This is a genomic window from Streptomyces sp. NPDC002889, assembly GCF_042888425.1.
GTDB lineage: Bacteria > Actinomycetota > Actinomycetes > Streptomycetales > Streptomycetaceae > Streptomyces.
This window is the reverse complement of the sequence record NZ_JBIAPT010000007.1, coordinates 220,279-244,288: the sequence shown is the minus strand read 5'-3', so window position 1 is coordinate 244,288 and position 24,010 is coordinate 220,279. Positions and strand designations below refer to the sequence as shown.

Here is a 24,010-nt window from a genome sequence, read left to right as displayed (position 1 = left end):
GGCCGCAGTTGAGCGCGTCGTACGACACGCTCAACTGCGGCGGTGTTCAGCCATCGAACGGCGGCAAGCTCGCTGCCACACCCGGAACCCTCGGGTGTACCGGTCCTACGAACGACCGGTGCGATCCCACTCCTGAACGGTTGGACATGCTGAGGTGTCAGACACCACGACCAACCGCCCAGGAGCCCTGCTCGTCAGGTCATCCGATCAGCGGCCTTCGCTGAAGAGGCTCAGTCGAGTTCGTCGACGAAGGCGAACAACTCCTCGTCGGCTGCATCGTCCAGATCCTTGCCGAACTGCTCGTCGAAGGTCGCGCCGGTCGCAGCGCCGCCGAGCAGTTGTCGAAGCCTTGCCACCGCCTCCGAGTCGAGCTGTCCGTCGCGAATCAGCGCCTCCAACTGGTTGAGGAGAGGGGCGGCTTGCTTGGCCGCCAGAATACTGCGCAGATTCTCGGCCAATGCGGACGGATTCGGATAATCGAATACCAGCGTGGTCGGCAGACGCTCGCCGGTGACCGCTGCAAGCCGGTTGCGCAGTTCGACCGCTGTCAAGGAGTCGAGACCCAGCTTGGTGAACGGCACCTCGGACGCGATCGCGGACACGTCGTCGTGTCCCAGCGCGGCGGCGACCTCGCGACGCACCAGGTCGAGCACCGCACCCGGCTGTTCCCACGCGATCCCGGACCGCTCCTGGGCAGTTCGCGGCCGGTCGGCGCGCGCTGCCGCGACCTGTCCGCGACGGGGCACGAGGTCCCGCAGCACCGAGGGCGGGTTCGGGGCGGCCCCGAGAGCGGCCCGGTCGATCCCGGTCACGGCGAGCACCGCGTTCCGAGCGTCAGTGGCCGCCGGTCCGGCGATCGCCGAGGTGGCGACGTCGAAGGCGGCCAGCGCGTCCGGTACGGCGATCGGACGCAGCCCGAGCGCGTAGATGCGCCGCAGGTCGGCTTCGGACAGTCCGTCACCCATCCCGGTCTCCCACAGTCCCCATGCCAGCGAGACCGCGGGGAGACCGAGTGCGTGGCGGTACGCGGCCAGGCCGTCCAGGAAGGTGTTTCCCGCCGCGTAGTTCGCCTGTCCCGCGGTGCCGAGCAGCCCGGCGATCGACGAGTACAGCACCAAGGGGGTGTCCCCGGCCACCTCGTGCAGATGCCAGGCGGCATCGATCTTGGGCCGGAGCACGGCGTCGACCTGCTCGGGGGTGAGCCCGTCCATCGTGCCGTCGGACAGCGTGCCGGCGGCGTGGACGAAGGTGACAGGATGGTGGCGCTCGACGAGTGCGGCCAGCGCCTCGCGGTCGGCGACGTCGCATGCCGCCGCGATGATCTCGACGTCGGCCCCCGCGCCCTCGATCTCCGGAGCGGTCCCGCTCCGGCTGACCAGCAGCAGCGACCGGGCGCCGTGCCGCTCCACCAGGTGCCTGGCCAGCGCCGTGCCCAGCGCACCACTCGCGCCGGTGATCATGACGGTGCCCTCGCTCCAGGGGATCGCGGTCGTCCCCGGGTTCTCCGGGTCTCCCGATCCGGGCTCGGCCGGCCGCTTGTACCGGACCAGCCTCGGGACGAGGAGCTCCGCGTCGCGAACCCGTACCTGCGGCTCATCACCGCTGTCGGACTTGGCCAGGACCTCCTTGACCGCGTCCCGGACATCGGCGTCACCGTCCCAGTCGGGACGGTCCACCAGGACGAACCGGCCGGGGTGCTCGGTCGCGGCGCTGAGGACCAGGCCGCGGACGCCGGCATGGGCGAGGTCGGCGCCGACCACGACGGCGAGAGTGCCGGTGCCGTCGGTGTCCAGCCAGTCGCGCAGAACACCGAGGGTGTGGTGTACGGCGTGCCGGGCGCGCTGCGGCAGGCCGCCCGTACCGGCCTCGACCTGCACCACCTCGTACGCGGTGCCGTTCGCCGACGTCCCGGCAGCGCCGGCCGCGTCCAGCTCGCGCCAGACGGGGGTGAACAGCAGGTTCTCGCCGGCGGAGGCGCCGGTCAGGAGACCGGTGAGGGGACGCAGGACCAACTCGTCCACCTCCACCCGGACATGGCCGTCGGCGTCGGTCACCAGCAGGCGCACCGCGGCGTCCGAACCCGTAGGAGTGATCCGGGCACGCAGGACCGTCCCGGCCGCCGCCGGAGCCCCGGCGTGGAAGCGCACTCCGGACCAGGCGAACGGCAGGGCGGCAGGCCGGGCACCGGCGACGTCGGGCAGCAACGCGTGCAGGACCGCGTCCAGCAGCGCCGGGTGCACGGCGAAGCCGGCTTCGGATCCGGCCAGTTCCTGCGGCGCCTCGACCTCGGCGAACAGCTCCTCGTCGTGCCGCCGCAGGAGTCGCAGCCCCTGGAAGGCGGGACCGTACTCGTAACCGTGCTCGGCGACCCGGTCGTACACGCCGGTGAGGTCGATCTCCGTCAGGTCGTCCGGCCACGGCTCGGTCTCCGGTGCGGCCCGGTGTCCTTCGGTGTCGAGCGTTCCGACGGCGTGCTTGATCCACGGAAGGTCGCCGGAGTCGGCATCCCCGCTCCGGGAGAAGACCGTGACGTCGGTGCCGTCGACCACCATCTGGATGGTGAGCGCCCCGGTATCCGGTACGACCACCGGTTCGGTGATGGTGAACTGCGCTATCGCACCTGCCGACGCGGCCAGTTCCACCAACGCGGTACCGGGCACGATCACGACGCCCTGTACCCGGTGATCAGCCAGCCACGGGTGGGTGGACAGGGACAGCCGGCCGGTCGACACGGTGGTGCCCGCTTCCCCCGTACCGCCCGTGGCGAGATCGACTGCCGCGCCCAGCAGCGGGTGCTCCGCGGATCGCAGACCGGCACCGGTCACGTTGGCCTGTCCGGCCGGGGTGAGCCAGAACCGCTTGCGCTGGAACGCGTAGGTTGGCACATCGACGGGCTTGGCGCCGGGGAACACCGCATGCCAGTCGATCTCGACACCTCTGGTGAACAGGGTGCCGAGGGCCGTGACGACGGTGTCCGGTTCAGGTTTGCCGGCCCGCCTCAGCGGAACGGCGACCGGGTTGTCCGCCTCGTCGGCGGGGAAACCGGCCGCGATCATGCCGGTGAGCACCGCGTCGGGTCCCACTTCCAGCACCGTGCGCACGCCCTCGTTCCGCGCCGTCTGCACCGCTTCGTGGAACCGGACGGTCGCCCGGACCTGGTTCACCCAGTACTCGGGGTCGGTCCATTCCTCGGCGTGCTGTCCGGTGACCGTGGAGATCGCGGGGATCGTCGGGGCGTTGTAGGTGAGCTCCCGGGCGACCGCCCGGAAGTCGTCCAGCATCGGCTCCATCAGCGGTGAGTGGAAGGCGTGGCTGACCGAGAGCCGCTTGGTGCGCCTTCCCCGGCTGGTGAACTCCTCCTCCACGAAGGACCGCACCGCCTCCTCGGCACCGGACAACACGATCGAGGTGGGGCCGTTGACCGCGGCGATCGTCACCCCGGCGGGCAGGTCCCGCCCGTCCAGTTCGGCAGCACTCGCCTCGACGGCGACCATCGCCCCGCCGCGGGGCAGGGCCTGCATGAGGCCGCCACGGGCGGCGACCAGCCTGGCCGCGTCGGACAGCGACAGCACCCCGGCGACATGCGCGGCGGCCAACTCGCCGATCGAATGGCCGAGCACCAGGTCCGGTCGGATCCCCCAGGACTCCACCAGGCGGAACAACGCGACCTCTTCGGCGAACAGCGCGGGCTGCGCCGTGCCGGTCTCGTCCAGGTTGTCCCCGGTGGCGATCGCTTCCCGGATCGTCGAGCGCAGCGAAGCGTCGAAGTGGGCGCAGACTTCGTCGAACGCCGCCGCGAACACCGGGTAAGCGGCGGCCAGTTCGAGCCCCATGCCGATTCGCTGTGCGCCCTGCCCGGTGAACGCGAAGGCCAGCTTGCCTCCCGCCACCCGCACCGGGACCGCGTCCCGGAGGGACCCCGGACTCGTCGCCGCTATCCGGTACGGCATCGCGGAACGGGTGGCGAGCGTGAACGATTCGTCCACAGTGGACAAGGAGGCGACCCGTTCGGCCTGGTCCGCAAGGGCCTGCTCGGTACGGGCGGACAGCACCCACGGGATCAGGGGCGGCCCGGCCGGGGCCTCGGTGATCGGAGTCGGTTCGGCTTCCGCCTCCTCGATGATCACGTGGGCGTTGGTGCCGCCGAACCCGAAGGAGGACACCCCGGCCCGGCGGGGTTGCTCCCCCCGCGGCCACGGGCGGGACCGGGTCAGCAGTTCGACCTTGCCCTCCGACCAGTCGATGTGCCGGGACGGGGTGCCCACGTGCAAGGTTGCCGGGGCGATCCCGTGCCGCATGGCCTGGACGACCTTGATGATGCCGCCGACTCCCGCAGCCGCCTGGGCGTGCCCGATGTTCGACTTCAGCGAACCCAGCAGCACCGGGTTCTCCCGGTCGCGCCCGTAGGTGGAGATCACGGCCTGCGCCTCGATCGGGTCACCGAGCTTCGTCCCAGTGCCGTGCGCCTCCACGAGGTCGACATCGGCCGGGGCCAGGTCGGCGGAGTCGAGCGCGGCTTGGATCACCCGCTCCTGGGCGGGACCGTTCGGCGCGGTCAACCCGTTCGAGGCACCGTCGGAGTTCACCGCCGAGCCGCGCAGGACGGCGAGCACCTGGTGCCCGTTGCGCCTGGCGTCCGACAGCTTCTCAAGGAGCAGCATGCCCGCGCCCTCGGACCACCCGGTGCCGTCGGCGTCGTCGGAGAACGACTTGCACCGACCGTCCTCGGACAGCCCGCGCAGGCGGGAGAACTCCACGAACGGCGTCGGCGTGGCCATCACCGTCGCGCCGCCCGCCACCGCGAGGTCGCACTCCCCGCGCCGCAGCGCGCTCGCGGCCAGGTGCACCGCGACCAGCGAGGACGAGCACGCGGTGTCCACGGTGAGGGTCGGCCCCTCGAACCCGAAGGTGTAGGCGAGCCTGCCGGAGGCGATGCTGCCCGCGCTGCCGCTGTACAGGTATCCCTGCACCCCGTCCGGCGGCAGGTCCGGTCGGGATCCGTAGTCGCTGTACATGACACCGACGAACACACCGGTCCGGCTGCCGCTCAAACCCTGCGGGTCCAGGCCGGCCTTCTCCACCGCCTCCCAGGTGGTTTCCAGCAGTTGCCGCTGTTGCGGGTCCACGGCCAACGCCTCTCGCGGCGACATGCCGAAGAACTCCGCGTCGAACAGTTCCGCGTCGTGCAGGAACCCGCCCCGGTTGGTGGTGGAGGTGCCGGGGTGGTCCGGGTCGGGATGGTAGAGGTCGCTCGGCCAGCCCCGGTTCACCGGGAACTCCGAGGTGGCGTCCCGGCCGTCGGCGACCAGTTGCCAGAGGTCCTGCGGTGAGGTGATCCCACCCGGGTACCGGCAGGCCATCCCGACGATCGCGATCGGCTCGTCGTAGCCCTCCTCGGCCGTCCCCGACCGTTCCCGAGCCTTCGAGGCAAGCGGTCGCTCCTCGGCCGAGACGAGACTCCGCAGGTGCTTGGCCAGCGCGGCGGGGGTGGGGTGGTCGAACACCACGGTCGCGGACAGCCGCAGGCCGATCGCGGTGCTCAGTTGGTTGCGCAGTTCGACGGCGGTGAGCGAGTCGAAACCGAGTTCGCTGAAAGGACGGTTCTCCTCGACCTCGGTCGAATCGGCGTGACCCAGGACCCCGGCGACCTGATTGCGAACGATCTCCTGGACGTCGGCGGGGTCGACCGCCGGAGTGTCCGCTCCGCGCCGGCGGAGCTCACCGTCCCGCGCAGGCGTCGGGGTGGCCGCGGCCGGTCCGGCCAGGTCGCGCAGCAGCCCGGGAAGGTCGGTCCGACCCCGGAGGGCGGGCCGGTCGAACCGGGTCAGGGCCAGCACCGCGGAACCGGTGCCGGTGACCGCGTCGAGGGAGGCGTCGAACAGGCCGAGCGCCTCGGCGGTGTCCAGTGGACGGAGACCCGTGCGGGCCAGTCGATGAAGGTCCGTGTCGGTCAACTGTTCGGAAACGCCACTGGTCTGCGCCCACAGACCCCAGGCAAGGGAGATCGAGGGCAGGCCGAGTCCACGGCGGTGCTCGGCAAGGGCGTCCAGGAACGTGTTGGCCGCCGAGTAGTTCGCCTGGCCTGCGGTACCGAGCAGCCCGGCGACCGAGGAGTACAGGACCAGAGGTTTGTCACCGGCCAGGTCGTGCAGGTGCCAGGCCGCATCCACCTTCGGGCGCAACACCGTGTCGATCTGTTCGGTGGTCAATCCGGTCAGGGTGGAGTCGGCGACCACTCCCGCCGTGTGCACCACCGCGGCCGGCTCATGTTCGGCGAACACTCGTTCCAAGGCCTGCCGGTCGGTCACGTCGGCGGCCACCAGGCTCACGGCGGCACCGAGGTCGACCAGCTCGGCCCGGAGGTCGGTCGCGCCGGGCGCGGCTTCACCCCGGCGGCTGACCAGCACCAGGTTCCGCACCCCGTGCTTCACCACCAGGTGCCTGGCCAGAACCGTGCCGAGAGTTCCGGTTGCGCCGGTGATCAGTACCGGGCCCGCGCTCCAGTCCACGCCGGTGTCCGAGGCGCTCGCCGCGACACCGGTCGGGCGGGCCAACCGGGGCACAAGGATCCTGTCCTCCCGGATCGCCAGTTCCGGCTCCGGCGTCCGAAGTGCAGTGTTCAGCTGCCCCTCGGTGGCCGACTCGTCCGCCTCGATCAGCACGAACCTGCCCGGGTTCTCCGACTGGGCACTCCGGACCAGGCCGCGCACCGCGGCGTACGACAGGGCCGGGTTGATCACGAAGGCGTGCCGGCGCTCGTCGTCCTCGGCGAGGATCGCCCTGAGTTCGCCGAGAACGGAGTGAACCAGGGCCTTCGCCGCCGTCGGAACGTCCTGCTCCGGGTGCTCCGCCGCGACCGGTACCCGGTGCAGGACAGCGGGTTCGAGGGAGTCGTCGGGTCCGGTGGAATCCCGCCAGATCACGGTGTGCATCCCCGCGGGCGAATGGCTCCCCCCGATGGGCAGAAGTGCCAATTCGTCCACCGTCAGCACCGCACGGCCGTTCTGATCGTGGACCACCAGATTCGCCGTGTTCCCGCGAACCGCGACCCTGGCCTTCAACGCCGTCGCACCGGACGAATGACGGGTCACCCCGGTCCAGGAGAACGGCAGAACCGGCTGGGCGTCCGGATCGACCACTCCGGGGAGCAGCACGTGCAGCACCGCGTCGAGCAGTGCCGGGTGCACTCCGAACCGGCTCGCCTCGGTCCGGTACCGCTGCGGCAGTTCCGCCTCGGCGAACCGGTCCTCGCCGTCGCGGTGCACCGACTGAAGGCCCTGGAACGCCGGGCCGTAGTGGTAGCCATGCTCACCCAACCGCTGGTACACCCCGTCCAGGTCGACCTCGGTTCCGGCCGGTTCGGGTTCGGCCGGGGGCGACTGCTGCTCGGGGACGAGAACCCCGTGGGCGTGTTGCGTCCACTCGGCCCGCTCATCGGCCTCGGAACTCGGCCTGGAGTGGATCAGTACCGAACGGCTGCCGATCGGATCGGGGGCCTCGACCCGGATCTGGACCGAAACGGCTCCGTCTTCGGGCAGGACGAGTGGCGTGGTGAAGGTCAGTTCGGCAACCGTCGGGCAGTCCACCCGTGCGCCGGCGTGCAGCGCCATGTCCAGCAACGCCGTGCCGGGGATGACGGCCTCGCCGCGGATCCGGTGGTCGCCGATCCATCCGGTGGCACTGATCTCGCCGGTCAGCACGGTTCCGCCGTCGACAAGGTCCATCGCGGTGTCCAGCAGCGGGTACTGGGAGGACGGGGATTCCAGCCAGTACCGGCGGTACTGGAACGGGTATCGCGGCAACGGGACCGGCCCGGTTGCCGGGAGCACCGCCGACCAGTCGACCGGTACGCCCCGGACGTGCAGGGCACCGAGCGCGGCGAACGCGGTCTCCACGTCACTTCGTCCGGAACGCAGCATCGACACCGAAGTGCCGCTGCTCTCGTCGGCTTCCTCGTCCGCGACCGCCTGGGAGACCATCGCGGTCAACACGGCGTTCGGGCCGAGTTCAACGAATTCGGTAACACCGTTCCGCCGCAGTGTTCGCACTCCGTCGAAGAACCGGACGGCTTCCCGGACATGGGTCACCCAGTAGTCCGGTGAGGTCAGCTGCTCGGCGGTGGCGATCTCCCCGGTCACGTTCGAGACGACCGGGATCCGGGGCTCGCGGAAGGTGATGGTGTCCAGTTCGGCCCGGAAACCGGCCAGCACCTCGTCCATGTGCGGCGAGTGGAAGGCGTGGCTGACAGAAAGCCTTCGGGTTCGCCTGCCCTGGCTCGACCAGCGTTCGATCATCGCGGCCACCGCGGCGTCGTCGCCGGACACCACAACGGCCCGAGGACCGTTCACGCCGGCGATCGCCGCCCCGGCCACCAATGAGTCGAGTACCTCTTCCTCGGTGGCCTCCAGCGCGGCCATCGCCCCGTCGTCGCGGGCGGACTGCATCGCGGCGCCCCTGGCAGCAACCAGGCGGCAGGCGTCGGGCAGGTCGAACACCCCGGCCACGTGTGCCGCGGCCACCTCGCCGACCGAATGACCGAGCAAGTAGTCCGGGGTGATGCCGTAGTGCTCGGCGAACCGGTGAAGCGCCACCTCTACGGCGAACAACCCGGCCTGGGTGTAGGCGGTCTGGTCGAGCAGGGCTGAGTCCGCACTGTCGGGCTCGGTGAACAGCACGGCGCGCAGCGGCCGGTCGAGCAGCGGATCGAGGTGCGCGCACACCTCGTCGAGCGCGGCACGGTAAACCGGGGACCGCTCGTACAACTCTCGTCCCATCCCGGCCCGTTGCGCGCCCTGCCCGGTGAACAGGAACGCCGTCGCACTTCGACCCGCTCCGTTCCCCTGCACCACTCCCGGCCCACCGGATGTGCCCGTCGCGACGGCGTCGAGGCCGCGCAGCAGGGTTTCCCGATCGGTACCGAGCACGACGGCCCGCTGATCGAGCCGGGCGCGCCGGGTGGCCAGGGTGCCGGCGACGTCGACGACGTCGACGTCCGGGTGTTCGTCCAGGTGGGTCCGCAGCTGCGCGGCCCGCATGCGCAGGGCCTGCTCGCTGCGGGCCGACAGCACCAGCGGAACCGTCGGGCGAGCGGCGTCGAGCCGACCATCGGGACCGGAGGGCTCGGCCGTCGTCCGCGCGGGACGCGCGGCGTTCTCGGCCTGCTCCAGGATCACGTGGGCGTTGGTTCCGCTGATGCCGAACGCGGAGACCGCGGCCCGCCGGGGCCGGCCGAGGGCCGGCCACTCCTGCTGCTCGGCGAGCAGCTCTATCGAACCCGCGGACCAGTCCACGTGCGGCGACGGCTCGCCGAGGTGCAGAGTGCGCGGCTGGACGCCGTGTCGCATCGCCTGGATCACCTTGATCACGCCGCCGACGCCGGCGGCGGCCTGGGCGTGTCCGAGGTTCGACTTCAGCGAACCGAGGCGAACGGGTTCGTCGCGGTCCTGTCCGTAGGTGGCCAGCAGTGCCTGTGCCTCGATCGGATCACCGAGCCGGGTGCCGGTGCCGTGCGCCTCGACGAGGTCGACATCACCGGTCGACAAGCCGGCGTCGGCGAGGGCGGACCGGATCACCCGTTCCTGGGAGGGCCCGTTGGGCGCGGTCAGCCCGTTGGAGGCGCCGTCGGAGTTCACCGCGGAACCACGCAGCACCGCCAGCACCTGATGCCCGTTCCGGCGAGCGTCCTCGAGCCGTTCCACCAGCAGCAGGCCGACCCCTTCCGACCAGCCCGTACCGTCGGCGTCGGCCGAGAACGACTTGCACCGGCCGTCCGTGGAAAGGCCGTTCTGCCGGGAGAACTCCACGAACGTGCTCGGCCCGGCCATCACGGTGACCCCGCCCGCCAGGGCCAGGTCCACCTCACCCGAGCGCAGTGCGTTCGCGGCCAGGTGCAGCGCGACCAGCGACGACGAGCACGCGGTGTCCACGGTGATCGCCGGGCCCTCAAGCCCGTAGACGTACGCCAGCCGTCCGGAGATCACGCTGGAGGTGTTGCCCGCCAGGAGGAAACCCTCCACCTCGCGCGGGGTCGCCGGAAGCCGCGAGGCGTAGTCGTCGTACATCACGCCGGTGAACACGCCGGTCCGGCTTCCGCGCAGGACGGCCGGGTCGAGCCCGGCGTCCTCGAAGGTCTCCCACGCCGTCTCGAGCAGCATGCGCTGCTGCGGATCGGTGGCCAGTGCCTCCCTCGGTGACATGTCGAAGAACGCCGCGTCGAACAGGTCCGCGTCGTGCAGGAATCCGCCGTGCCTGGTGTAGCTGGTGCCGGAGTGGTTCGGATCGGGGTGGTACAGCCGGTCGAGATCCCAGCCCCGGTTGGTCGGGAACTCGGAGATCGCGTCCCGCCCCTCCAGCACCAGCCGCCACAGGTCGTCCGCCGAGCGGACTCCGCCGGGATAGCGGCAGGCCATGCCGACGATCGCGATCGGCTCATCGGTCCGGCTCTTGGTTCTGCCCGGCCGCCTCGAATCCCCGGCCCGCTGCTTGCCCGAAGCCGCGTTCGCGTCCTCGGCCAGGAACGCGGCCAGCGCCTGTGGGGTGGGGTGGTCGAAGACCAGGGTGGCCGGGAGCTGCCGCCCGGTGGCCGCGATCAGCCGGTTGCGCAGGTCGACGCCGGCCAGCGAGTCGAATCCCTGCTCCCGGAACGCCTTGCTCAGGTCGAGCGTGTTCGGGTTCGGCAGCCCGAGCACCGCGGCCGTGGCCGCCCGGACAAGTTCCAGCGCCTGCTTCTCGGTCAGCGCGTGCCCTGCTTGCCCGACCGGCTCGGTCCTGACCGGCTTCCGCCGCCGCCGGACCAGGCCGCGCAGTACGGCCGGTACGGAATCGGTGCCGGCGAGCCCGGACGGCTGCAGGACGGCGGGGACCGGCAGCGCCTCCTCCCCGGATACCGCCCGGTCGAACAGGGCGAGCCCCTGCTCAGCGGTGAGCGGTGCCACCCCGGACCGGGTCCAGCGGCCCAGGTCGGCCTCGCCGAGGGACTGCCCCATGCCCTCCTGCCACAGGCCCCAGGCCAGTGACATCCCGGCCAGGCCGAGGGCGCGGCGATGCGCGGCCAGGGAGTCCAGATAGGTGTTGGCGGCTGCGTAGTTGGCCTGACCGGCCGTGCCCAGCAGACCGGAGATCGAGGAGAACAGGACGAAAGCGGCGAGTTCCCGGTCCGCGGTCAGTTCGTGCAGGTACCGCGCGGCGTCCGCCTTGGCCGCCATGACCGTGCCGATCCGCTCCTCGGTCAGCGCCGTGACCGTGGCGTCGTCGAGCACCCCGGCGGTGTGGATCACCGCGGTCAGGGGCGCGTCGGCCGGCACGTCCTCGATCAGTCCGGCCAGTGCCGCCCTGTCCGTCACATCCACGGCGACCACGCGCGCGCCGTCCAGTTCCGCCATCAGCTCGGCGGCACCGGGCGCGTCCGGGCCACGACGGCTGACCAGCAGCAGGTTCCGCACACCGTGCCGGTGGTGGAGGTGCCGGGCGATCAGAGCGCCCAGGCCGCCCGTGCCGCCGGTGATCAGGACCGTGCCGTCGGGGTTCCATCCGAAGCCCGGCTCGATGCCGCCGTCTCCGGCGGTGTCGGCGGCCGGGGCGGCCATGGACAGCCGGGGCACCAGGAGTTCGCCGTTCCGCACGGCGACCTGCGGCTCCCCGGTCCGTACCGCCGCGTCGATCGCGGCCGCCGCGTCCTTTGGAGCGGCGCTGCCCGCGCCGTCGGCGACGTCCACCACGACGACCTGGTCCGGGTACTCGCTCTGGGCGGTGCGCACCAGGCCCCACACCGCGGCCGCGGCCGGACCGGTGACCGGTTCACCCGGTGCGACGGCCACCGCGTTCCGGGTGACCAGGACCAGCCGCTCGTTCCGGTCGTGCTCGGCGGCCACCCACTCCTGGATCTCCCGGAGGGACCGGGTGACCGCGACCGCCGGGTCGTCGGTCGGGGCGACCTCGACGACGGTGGGCCGGAGGGCGTCGTCGCCGTCGGCCGCGCCCCCGGCCGGGGCGGCGCTCGCCTGCCGCCAGGTCAGCTCGTACATCGGGGCCGTGTCGGCGCTGCTCCGGGCCGATGCCCGGAAGGCCAGTCCGTCGACGGTGGCCACCGGAGCGCCCGTCGCGTCGGCGAGCAGCAGTTCGTAGGTGTCGCCGCCGGCCGGGGTGATCCGGGCACGGAACTCCGTCCCACCGACGACGCCGGTGTGCGCTCGTACCCCGCTCCAGGCGAACGGGAGGCGCGTCCCCTCCCCGCCGTCGACCAGACCCAGCACGATCGGGTGCAGCACCGCGTCCACCAGCGCCGGGTGCAGCAGGAACCCGGGTTCCGCACCGAGGAGTTCGTCCGGGAACCGGACCTCGGCGTAGACGGTGTCACCGTCCCGGTACACCGCCCGAAGGCCGCGGAAGAGGCCCGTGTAGTCGTACCCTCGCTCGGCAAGGAGCCCATAGGCGTCGTCGACGGGCACCGGGTCGCCGTCCGGCGGCCACTCCAGCCGGTCGGCCGAGTCGAGCGCCAGGCCGGGGTCTGCGTCCAGGAGCAGCCCGGACGCATGCCGGGTCCATTCCTGTTCCCCGTCCCGCCGGGAGTGGATCGCCAGCTGCCGGTCGCGCACGGTGACCTGAATCTGAACAGAGCCGGATTCGGGGAGTTCGAGCGGGCTCTCCAGGGTCAGATCCGCCACCTCGGGCAGTCCCAGCCGTTCCCCGGCGAACAGCGCCAGCTCCAGGAACGCCGTTCCGGGCAGCAGGGGCGATCCGTTGACCACATGCCCGGAGAGCCACGGGTAGTCGGCCAGCGAAAGGGCGCCCGCCAGCACCACTTCGTCCCGGTCGACCAGCTCCACCACCGAGTCGAGCAGCGGATGCTCCGAGGCGCCGCGCGCCGGCCGTGGCGGCAGCCAGTACCGCTCCCGCTGGAACGGGTGGGTGGGCTCCTCGCCCCGGACCCGGGCCATGCCCGCGGCGAAGACATCCGCCTCGGAGCCGGTGGACCTGCCGAGCGGGATGACCCGGGTGATCCCGGCGGACCGGATCAGCGGGGTCAGCGCGGCCGACGGTCCGGCCTCGACGAACACGGCGGCACCGGCCTCGCGCAGGGCCGTGACGGCGTCGTGGAACCGTACGGTGCCGCGGATCTGGGTGACCCAGTGCTCCGCGTACCCGGTCACGTCGGCCGGGAGCGGCCGCCCGGTCACCGTGGAGATCACCGGGATCCGCGGCGGCAGGTAGTCGATCGACTCGGCCACCGCCCGGAACTCGTCGAGCACCTCGTCCATGTGGGGGGAGTGGAAGGCGTGGCTGACGGTCAGCCGGGTGACCCTGCGCCCGCGCTCCCGCCAACCGGCGGCCACGCTCTCGGTGGCGTCGGCGTCACCGGCGAGAACCACCGACACCGGGCCGTTCACCGCGGCCACCACGACTCCGTCGACCAGGGTTTCGGCGATCTCGGCCTCGGTGGCCTCCACGGCGATCATCGCCCCGCCCGAGCGGGCCTGCTGCATCAGCCGGCCCCTGGCGGCCACCAGCTTCGCCGCGTCCGGCAGGGAGAACACGCCGGCCAGGTAGGCGGCGGCGAGCTCGCCGATGGAATGCCCGGCAAGCAGATCGGCGACGAGACCCTGCGAGGTGGCCAATTCCGCCAGCGCCATCTCGAAGGCGAACAGCGCCGGCTGGGTGTAGCGGGTCTGGTGCAGCTCCGAGTCGGCACCGGAGTCGGCGCCGAACATCAGCTCCTTCAACGGCCGGTCCAGATGGGGGTCGAACGCGGCGCACACCTCGTCGAGGGCGCGGGCGAACACCGGGAACTCCGCGTACAGTTCCCGGCCCATCCCGGGGCGCTGCGCCCCCTGGCCTGTGAACACCAGCGCCGTCGGGGTCTTCTCCCCCTGCTCGAGGACGACGTGGGCGTTCGTGCCGCTGATACCGAAGGCGGACACACCGGCGCGGAGCGGCCGGTCGGTCCGCTGCCATTCCCTGGCCCGCGCCAGCAGCTCGACCCGGCCGGACGTCCAGTCCACCCGGGAGGTCGGGACGTCGGCGTGCAGGGTCCGCGGCAACACCTCGTGCCGCATGGCCTGGACGACCTTGATCACGCCGGCGACACCGGCCGCCGCCTGGGCGTGGCCGATGTTCGACTTCAGCGAACCCAAGTACAGCGGGACGTCCCGGTCCTGCCCGTAGGTGGCGAGGATCGCCTCGGCCTCGATGGGGTCGCCGAGCGAGGTTCCGGTGCCGTGTGCCTCCAGCAGGTCCACGTCGGAGCCGGTCAGGTCGGCATCCGCCAGCGCGGAGGTGATCAGCCGCTGCTGGGACAGACCACTGGGCGCGGTCAGCCCGTTGGAGGCGCCGTCGGAGTTGATCGCGCTTCCCCGGATCACGGCGAGCACCGAGTGACCGTTCCGCCGGGCGTCCGACAACCGCTCCAGCACCAGCATGCCCACGCCTTCGGCCCACCCGGTGCCGTCGGCGTCGTCCGAGAACGGCTTGCACCGCCCGTCGGCGGCCAGCCCGTGCTGCTTGGAGAACTCCTCGAACATGCCGGGCGTGGCCATCACGGTCACGCCGCCGGCGAGCGCCGCCGACGCCTCACCGTCGCGCAGTGCCCGCACCGCCAGGTGCAGGGCGACCAGCGAGGAGGAGCAGGCCGTGTCCACGGTGAGCGTCGGCCCCACGAACCCGAACTGGTAGGCGATCCGGCCCGACAGCACGCTGGTCGTGGTCCCGGTCAGCACATAGCCCTTGACGTCGTCGCCCGCCTCGTGCATCCGCGGGCCGTAATCGGAGGCCGTGCCGCCGACGAACACGCCGGTACGGCTGCCCCGCAGGGACTTCGGGTCGATGCCGGCCCGCTCCAGGGCTTCCCAGCCGGTCTGCAGCAGCAGCCGCTGCTGCGGGTCCATGGCCAGCGCCTCCCTGGGGGAGATACCGAAGAACGCCGCGTCGAACTCGGCCGCGGTGTCGAGGAATCCACCGACCCGGGAGTAGCCGTCACCGGGATGCCAGCCGCGGTCGGCCGGGAACGCACCGATCACGTTCCGTTCCTCGGACACCACCCGCCACAGGTCCTCGGGGGATTCGATCCCGCCCGGGAAACGGCAGGCCATGCCGACGATCGCGATCGCGTCCTCGTCCTGGCCGGAGGAGGTGCTCGTACGTCCGGCAGGCCTGGGCGCGTACGGGCTCTGCGCCGTGCTCCCGGACCCGATCCCGGTCTCGGTGAAGTAGGCGATGAGTTCCTGGGGCGTCGGGTAGTCGAACAGCAGGCCGCTGGAGAGCGATCGCCCGGAGGCGACGGACAGGTTCTCGATCAGTTCCACCGTCATCAACGACGAGAAGCCGAGATCGCGGAAGTTCGTGTCCAGCTCGATGGCGTCCGGATCACCCGCCCCGAGAGCCGCCGCCACCTGGGCCTTGACCAGGGCGGCCGCGTCCGTGCCGGCCGCGTCGGCGCTTCCGGTGCCCGGCTCGGGGGTCCGGTGCTCGCCGGTCCAGTACCGCTCCCGCTGGAACGGGTAGCCGGGCAGCCGGACCCGCTTGGCCCGGACGTCCGCGTACGCGGCCGTCCAGTCGACGTCCGCGCCGCCGACGAACTCGGCCGCGAGCTCGGTCAGTGCCGCGAGCGACTCGTCGGTCCGGTCGGCGGCCGCATCCTGTGCGGGTTCCTGCTCGACCTCGGCGACCGCGTGCGAGATCACGTTCGGCGCGGATGTCCCGTTCGCCACCGCGTCCATCCCGGTGCGCAGGTCTTCGGCGTTCGAAGCGAGGACGACGGCCCGGTGCCGGAACACCGTCCTGGTCGTCGCCAGGGAGAACCCGAGGTCGTGCGGTGTGAGATCGGTTTCCCGCAGGAGGGCGGCGTGCGCCCGCAACGCGGCCGGAGTCCTGCCCGAGACGGGAATCGGAACCAGCCGGGTGTCCGGCTCGGTGACCGCGTGCTCGGTGACCGCGTGCTCGGTGGCCGGCGCTTCGCTCAGGACCAGGTGTGCGTTCGTGCCGCCCATGCCGAAGGACGAGACTCCGGCGATCAGCGGTCGATCCGGGTGCGCCCAGTCGGAGAGGTCCGTGTTCACCCGCAGTCCGAGGTCGTCGAGCGGGATGTTCGGGTTGGGGGTCTCGAAGTTCAGGCTCGCGGGAAGCCGCCGGTGGCTGATGCCGAGCACGGTCTTGAGCAGCCCGGTGATCCCGGCGGCGCCTTCGAGGTGCCCGACGTTGGTCTTGACCGACCCCACGAGCAGCGGGTCTTCTCCCTCGGTGGTTCCGCCCGACCGCCGCCCCGAGAAGACCGCGCCCAGCGCGGCCGCCTCGATCGGGTCGCCGACCGGGGTCCCGGTGCCGTGCAGTTCGACGTACTGCACCTGGTCCGGGGTGATGCCGGCCCGCCGCAGCGCGGCCTGGATCACTCGCTCCTGTGCCAGAGGGCTGGGCACGGTCAGGCCAGGGGTGGCTCCGTCGTTGTTCACGGCGCTGCCGCGAATGACCGCGTAGACGTCGTCGCCGTCTGCCAGGGCCGCCGCCAGCGGCTTGAGCACCATGACCACGGCGCCCTCGCCCCGGACGTACCCGTTGGCCCTGGCGTCGAAGACGTAGCTGTGTCCGTCCGGCGAGAGGCCGCCGAAGCGCTGAGCCCCCAGCGCTCCCTCCGCGAGGAGGTTGAGGTTCACACCGGCCGCGATGGCGATGGGCGATTCGCCCGATCGCACGCTCTGGGCCGCCAGATGGACCGCGACCAGCGACGACGACTGCGCCGTGTCCACCACGACACTCGGACCGCGCAGATCCAGGGCGTAGGAGACCCGGTTGGCGATGACGGCGCGGTGCGTACCGGTGTTCGTGTGCTGCGTGATCGCGCCGTCGCCGCTGCTCAGCACCAGGCCGGCGTAGTCGTCGCGCAGCGAGCCGACGAACACCGAAGCGGCCGAACCGGCCACATCGGCGGGGACGATGCCCGCGTCCTCCAGCGCAGCCCAGGCCAGCTCCAGTACGAGCCGCTGCTGCGGGTCCATCGCCGCGGCTTCTCGTGCGGAAATCCCGAAGAATCCGGCGTCGAAGTCGCCGACCCCGTCCAGAAACGCCCCGAAGCGGGTGCCGCTGTCGAACCGGACAGAATCCGAGATCCTGTCCCGCCGGCCCTTCGGTATTTCGGTTATCGCATTGCGGCTGTCACTCAACAGATCCCAGAACTCGTCTGCACCGGTCGCCCCGGGCAGTCGGCAGGACACTCCGACAATCGCAACCGGCTCGCCACGATCGTCCTCGTAACCGTCATGCCATGTCGTCATGTAAAACAGCTCTTTCCTTTACGATTCCAGACAGCCGCAATACGGTTCTCGGTGCGCCCGTGCGCACCGAGAACCGTCAATCCGATCTCCGAAATTCCTACTCGCCGGACGCTTCGGTCGAATCCGTGGGCAGCAGGGCGGCGCCGTTCTGGTCGCGGAGCACGACCAGCAGTCCGCGCAACGCCGATTCCAGCCGGCCGATCTCGGCGTCCGTGATGTGAACGGACGGCTCCAGCCGCAGGGTGTTCGTGGCGCTGGCGGTCGGGAGGATGCGCACGGCGTGGACCCGCAGCAGGTAGCCGGACAGCAGGTAGCCGAGGAGTCCCGCGCGGGCCTGCTCGGCGATGACCGCCGACGAGGAATCCGACTGGTCGTGGAACTCCAGGCCGATCATCAGGCCCTTCCCGCGGACCTCCTTGATGACGGTGCCGAACTCCTCCTGGAGCTTCCGCAGCATCTCCGACAGCCGTTCTCCGCGCTCCGCCGCCATGCGGTAGACCTTGCCGTCCTCCGCTTCCAGCAGGTCCACCGTCCGGCCGGCGATCAGCGTGGAGAAGGCGTCCTTCGCGAAGGTCGAGCTGTGCACCAGCTCGAACTCCTTGCGGTAGCGGGAGCCGCGCACCAGCGTCATCGCCGCCTTGGCGATCCCTCCGCCCAGGCTCTTGGCCAGCGTGTAGTAGTCGCCCTGGAGGCCGAGGTGCGAACTGGCGAAGAAGGCGCCGGTGCGGCCCATGCCGCTCTGGACCTCGTCGACGATGATCGGGCAGTCGACCGCCGCGCACGCCTGCTGGATGCGCAGCACGGTCTCCCGGTCGAACGGCATGATCCCGGCCTCTCCCTGAACCGGCTCGAGGATGAACGCGGCGATGACCGGCAGGTCTCGCTCGACGACGCGCACCGCATGGCCGTCGACCGCGAGGTCGAACAGCGTCTTCCGCTCCGACTCGATGGCCTTGGCCGGCGCGTCCGGTTCGTGCACCGGCACGAACCGGCACTGCGCGGCCAGTGACGCGAACGGCGTCCGGAAACCGGTGTTGTGGGTCAGCTGGACGCTGCCGACCAGTTTCCCGTGGAACGAACCCTCCGGTGCCAGGAACACGGGCGCCGTCGCCATGCGCGCACGGTTGACGCTCCGGATCCCGGCGATCACCTCGTCCAGCGAGGAACCACGGGGCCCGTCCGCGTCCGCGTCCGCACCCAGGCGGTCGAAAGGCTCTCCGCCGACGATCTCGGCACCGCCGGCCACGGCCGTACGGGCCTTCTCGAGGTTCCCCTCGATCTCCTCGGCCAGTTCGGCCAGCTTCGCGACCCGGTCGAACTCGGCGTGCTTCATCGCGATCTCGACCGCCTCTGCGCCGCTGTTGGCGAAGATCGCGGAGTAGGGCTCCGACGTGCCGAACTCGCGCCTGAGGACGGAGTTGACCTTCTGCGCGAGCCCGTTGGCGTACGGGTGCTTGGAGAACTGCGCGTGGACCGGCACCCCTTGGTCCAGCAGCTCCTTCGCGTACCCGACGATGTCGGGATTGTTGTGTCCGATGATCGTCGAACCGTAGCCGCCGACGAGGTCGAGCACCGAGACCTCGCGCCCCGCGTCGTCACGGTAGAAAAGACTGTCCTTTTCCGCCCTGGAAAAGTGGACGCTCAGGCCGAGCGAGGCGAGCAGACCCCCGATATAGGGTTCCGCGAGGTCGCTTTCTTCGATTTCCGGGATCATTTTTAAGTCCGGTTCCCAACCTTTGAGGGCCTACTTACCCGGCACGCTACCTCCCTCTTCTCACGGGCCTGTAATCGGTCGCTCACTGGCACATCAGCCCGCAGTCACCGGAAGTCACCGCACCGGACAAGAGTGCGGAATTACTGGATCGCGACAACGCCTGGGTGACAATGCCGAAGAGTGCGAGTCGCAAGAGAAGTTCTCCGGGAAAGGAAGATTTTCGTGCACGGTACTGAGGAGTCGGCTGGTGCCTCTCCTGAGGCGATTCTGAGAGCTGAGGGCAAGTGAGCACTGACGAAAACCAACTCCGCCAGTACCTCAAGCGTGCTGTTGCCGATGCCCAAGCCAGCCGCAGGCGTCTGCGCGAGATCGAGGAGAAGGAGCGGGAACCCATCGCGATCGTCGGGATGGCGTGCCGGTATCCCGGCGGCGTCGACTCGCCGGAACGCCTGTGGCAGGTGGTCGCCGACGGCGTGGACGCGGTGACCCCTTTCCCCGAGCACCGCGGCTGGTCCCTGGACCGGCTTTACCACCCTGATCCCGACAGCGTCGGCAAGTCCTACACCGACCAGGGCGGATTCCTCCACGACGCGGACAGGTTCGACCCGGAGTTCTTCGGCATGTCACCGAGGGAGGCGCTGGCCACCGATCCGCAGCAACGCCTGCTGCTGGAGACGGCGTGGGAGAGCTTCGAACGGGCCGGGATCGCCGCGGAGTCGGTTCGCGGCAGCCGGACGGGCGTGTTCATCGGGTCGATGTACCACGACTACGGGTCGCGCCCGCACCTGCCGCCGGAGGAATTCGAAGGCTACCTCTACAGCGGAAGCGCCGGCAGCGTCGCATCGGGCAGGCTGGCGTACGTGTTCGGCCTGGAAGGACCGGCCGTCACCGTCGACACGGCGTGCTCCTCGTCACTGGTCGCCCTTCACCTCGCGGCGGCCGCGCTGCGTCGAGGGGAGTGCGACCTGGCCCTGGCCGGTGGCGTGACGGTGATGTCCACGCCACAGGCGTTCGTCGAGTTCTCCCGGCTGCGCGGTCTGTCGGCCGACGGGAGGTGCAAGTCCTTCGCGGCCTCCGCCGACGGCACGGGCTGGGCCGAAGGCGCTGGGCTCCTGCTGGTGGAACGGCTCTCCGACGCCCGGCGCAACGGCCACCGGGTGCTCGCCGTGATCAGCGGGTCGGCGATGAACCAGGACGGTGCCAGCAACGGGCTGAGCGCGCCCAACGGTCCCGCCCAGGAGCGGGTGATCCGCCAGGCGCTCGCCAGCGCGGGACTCTCCGCCGCAGACGTCGACGTCGTCGAGGCGCACGGCACCGGAACGCCTCTCGGCGACCCGATCGAAGCCAACGCCCTGCTCGCCACCTACGGCCGAGGCCGGCCGGCGGACCAGCCGCTTCGGCTGGGGTCGCTCAAGTCCAACATCGGGCACACGCAGGCCGCTGCCGGGGTCGGTGGCGTGATCAAGATGGTCCAGGCCATCCACCACGGTGTCATGCCGAAGACCCTGCACGCCGACGACTCGACACCGCACGTCGACTGGAGCACCGGTGCGCTGACCCTGCTCACCGAGGCGCAGGACTGGCCGGTGTTGGACAGGCCGCGCCGCGCCGCCGTCTCCGCGTTCGGGTTCAGCGGCACCAACGCGCACGTCATCGTCGAACAGGCCCCGCAGCCGGCCCCGGAGGAGGAACAGGAGGCTTCCGCGACCGCGGCGCCCGCCGCCGTGACGCCGCCGCCGGTCCTGCCGTACGTCCTGTCGGCCAGGTCCCCCCAGGCGCTGCGCGCTCAGGCCGAGCGCATCGGCGGGCTCCTCGCCGAACGCCCCGACTTCGGCCTGCTCGACCTGTCCCACTCGCTGGCCACCACCCGTTCGGCGCTGCGGCACCGCGCCGTGGCGCTCGCGTCCGGCCGGGACGAGTTGCTGGAGGGCCTCGCCGCACTGGCGGACGAGAGCCCCGGCACGATCCTCGGCACCAAGGAGGAGGGCAAGGTCGCGTTCATGTTCACCGGTGGAGGCGCTCAGCGCATCGGCATGGCGCGCGAACTGACCGAGACCTTCCCGGTGTTCGCCGCGGCCTTCGACGAGGTCTGCGCGGCCCTCGACGAGCACCTGCCCCGTCCACTGCGCTCGGTGATCGAGTCCGGCGACGAGCTGGACCAGATCGACTACACCCTCGCCGCCCTCTTCGCGGTCGGCGTGGCGCTGTTCCGCCTCCTCGAGACGTGGGGGGTGCACCCCGACTACCTGGTGGGCCACTCGACGGGCGAGCTGATAGCCGCCCACCTCGCGGGCGTGCTGTCGCTGTCCGACGCCGCGGTCCTGGTGACCGCCCGCGGACGCCTGATGCGGTCCCTGCCGGAGGGCGGCGCGATGATCGCCGTCGAGGCGACCGAGGAAGAGATCCGCGAGACCCTCGACCCGGAGGGGCGGGCGGTGATCGGCACGATCAACGGCCCGCGCGCAGTGGTCCTTTCGGGCGACGAGGACGCCGTCCACGCCGTCGCGGCGATCTGGAAGGAACGCGGCCGGAACACCAAGGTCCTGCCGATCCTCCGCGCCTCGCACTCGCACCGGATGGACCCGATCCTCGACGAGTTCCGCGAGATCGCCAAGGAACTCACCTTCCACCGGCCGAAGTTCGGGATCGTCTCCACGGTCACCGGCCAGGTGGAGAACGGGGACGCGTGGACCACGGCCGACTACTGGGTGGACCAGATCCGCAACCCGGTGCGCTTCGTCGACGCCGTGCGGACCCTGGAGGGGGAAGGGGTGACCACGCTGCTGGAGCTGGGCCCCGACGGGGTCCTCTCGGCGATGGCCGCCGCCAGTGTCGACCACGCGGTCGCGGTCCCCGCCATGCGCAAGAAGCAGCCGGAACCGCAGACGCTGATCAACGCGCTCGGCGTGCTGTACGCCCGGGGCGTGCCGGTCGACTGGCCGGCGTTCTTCTCCGGGACCGGCGCGGGCAGGATCGACCTGCCGACCTACCCCTTCCAGCGCGAGCGGTACTGGCTGGAGCCGTCGGCGGAGCTCGCGGCGGCGTCGGGCGCGGAGCCCGGCGAGCCGGGTCCGCTCGGCGCGCTCCACCACGTCGGCTGGATCCCGGACGTCGTCCGGCCGTCCGCCCGGGCCACGACCCGGGCGAGGCTCGGGCGGTTCACCGACGAGGAGACCGAAGTCCCGTCGTACGACGACCTGACGGCCTTCGGAGCAGCGCTCGACTCCGGTATCCAGGTCCAGGCCCTCCTCGTTCCGCTGGAGACCGGCCGGGACGACGACGCGGCGACGGGCGCGACCCCGCGGCCCGCCGACGCCGCACACCTGCTCACCCAGCGGGCGATGACCCTCATCCGGCAATGGCTGACCGACGACCGTTTCGCCGACACCCGCCTGGTCGTCGTCACCAGGGGCGCCGTCGCCACGACGGACACCGAGGCACCCGACCCGGCCGCCGCGGCGGTCTGGGGTCTGGTCCGGTCCGCGCAGTCGGAGGCACCCGACCGGATCCTGCTCGTGGACACCGACGCCGACACGGACACCGAGCCGATTCCCCCGGCCGTGCTCTCCTCACTGCTCTCCGCCGACGAGCCCCAGGCCGCCGTCCGGGCCGGCCAGGTCCGGGTCCCGCGGCTGAGCCGGATCCGCTCCTCCGCCGTGCGCACCGGGCCGGACAGCCCGGTGTGGGATCCGGAAGGCACGGTTTTGATCACCGGCGGCACCGGCGTGCTCGGCGCCACCGTCGCCCGCCATCTCGTCACCGAGCACGGCGTCACGCATCTTCTGCTGGCGAGCCGCGCGGGTGCACAGGCAGCGGGAGCCGCCAGTCTGCGGACCGAACTGACCGAGCTCGGCGCGACGGTCCACATAGCCGCCTGCGACGTCTCGGACCGGGAAGCCCTCGCCGCGCTGCTCGCCGAGATCCCCGCCGACCGGCCGCTGAGCGGAATCGTTCATGCGGCGGGGATCCTGGACAACAGTCTGCTCTCGGCCATGACACCGCAGCAGCTGGACTCCGTCCTGCGCCCCAAGGCCGACGCCGCGTGGCACCTGCACGACCTGACGCGCGAGGCGAACGTGTCGGCCTTCGTCCTGTTCTCCTCGACCGTCGGGCTGTTCGGCGGGCCCGGGCAGGCGAACTACGCCGCCGCCAGCGCCTACCTCGACGGGCTCGCCGAGCACCGTCGGGCTCAGGGACTGCCCGCGACCTCGCTGGCCTGGGGGATGTGGGACGTCGACGGTGGCATCAACGCAGGACTGGGCGACATCGACCGCGCCCGGCTGGCCAGGGACGGCTTCACCCCGATCGGCGCGGAGGAAGGGATGGCGCTGTTCGACGCCGCGCTGCTGACGGCTCGGCCCGCGGTGGCCACGACGCCGCTCGACCTGGACGTACTGCGGGCGCTCGACCGGGTTCCTCCGCTGCTGCGGGCGCTGGTGCCCCCGCAGAGCCGCCCCTCGACGGCCGGCGCAGAGGTGCCGGTGGTGGAGCGGCTCTCCGAGATGACCGGTGCCGAGCGCGAGGAGTTCGTCCTCGAGCTCGTCCGCGGCGGCGTGGCCGCGGTACTGGGCTTGAGCGACCCGACAGTGGTCGACCCCGAACAGCCGTTCCGGGAGCTGGGCTTCGACTCGCTCACCGCGGTGGAGATGCGCAACAGGCTGAACACGGTCACCGGCTCCCAGCTGCCGGCCACCGCGGTGTTCGACCACCCCACTCCGTCGAAGCTGGCCGCGTTCCTGCTCACTCGCCTCGCGACGGACGCCGCGGTGCAGCCGCGCTCGACCGTGCTCGCCGCGCTGGACGAGCTGGAGGACGTGCTCACGGCCGGCGACGGCACCGACATCGACGGTGACCGCGACGAGATCACCGTCCGGCTGCAGACGCTCCTGTCGCGGTGGCTGGAGACCGGCGCGACACCGGGGGACGGATCCGACGCGAACCCGGCCGACCCGCTCGAATCGGCATCGACCGCCGAACTGCTCGACTTCATCGACAACGAGCTCGGCCGCGCCAAGTACTGACTCCCGCCCGACTTCTG

Annotated in this window: 2 protein-coding genes and 1 pseudogene; 1 reads left to right on the top strand and 2 read right to left on the bottom strand. The window is 71.3% G+C overall.

The features are described 5' to 3' along the window. Window positions 1–230: 230 nt before the first annotated feature. Window positions 231–17,258 (bottom strand): SDR family NAD(P)-dependent oxidoreductase, encoded by a 17,028-nt coding sequence (locus ACFYWI_RS13010; protein ID WP_389229804.1) that lies wholly within the window; start codon window positions 17,256–17,258, stop codon window positions 231–233. 97 nt (window positions 17,259–17,355) lie between these two features. After that, window positions 17,356–18,972 (bottom strand): aspartate aminotransferase family protein, encoded by a 1,617-nt coding sequence (locus tag ACFYWI_RS13005; protein WP_389229800.1) that lies wholly within the window; start codon window positions 18,970–18,972, stop codon window positions 17,356–17,358. 296 nt (window positions 18,973–19,268) lie between these two features. Here ACFYWI_RS13005 and ACFYWI_RS13000 point away from each other — a divergent pair. Then, window positions 19,269–23,993 (top strand): annotated as a pseudogene (locus tag ACFYWI_RS13000) (SDR family NAD(P)-dependent oxidoreductase); the annotation flags it as partial. Window positions 23,994–24,010 lie beyond the last annotated feature (17 nt).

Excerpts from the sequence above, each read along its gene's own strand:
- ACFYWI_RS13010 (WP_389229804.1), bottom strand. The coding sequence starts at position 17,258 with ATGACGACATGGCATGACGGTTACGAGGACGATCGTGGCGAGCCGGTT.
- ACFYWI_RS13005 (WP_389229800.1), bottom strand. The coding sequence starts at position 18,972 with ATGATCCCGGAAATCGAAGAAAGCGACCTCGCGGAACCCTATATCGGG.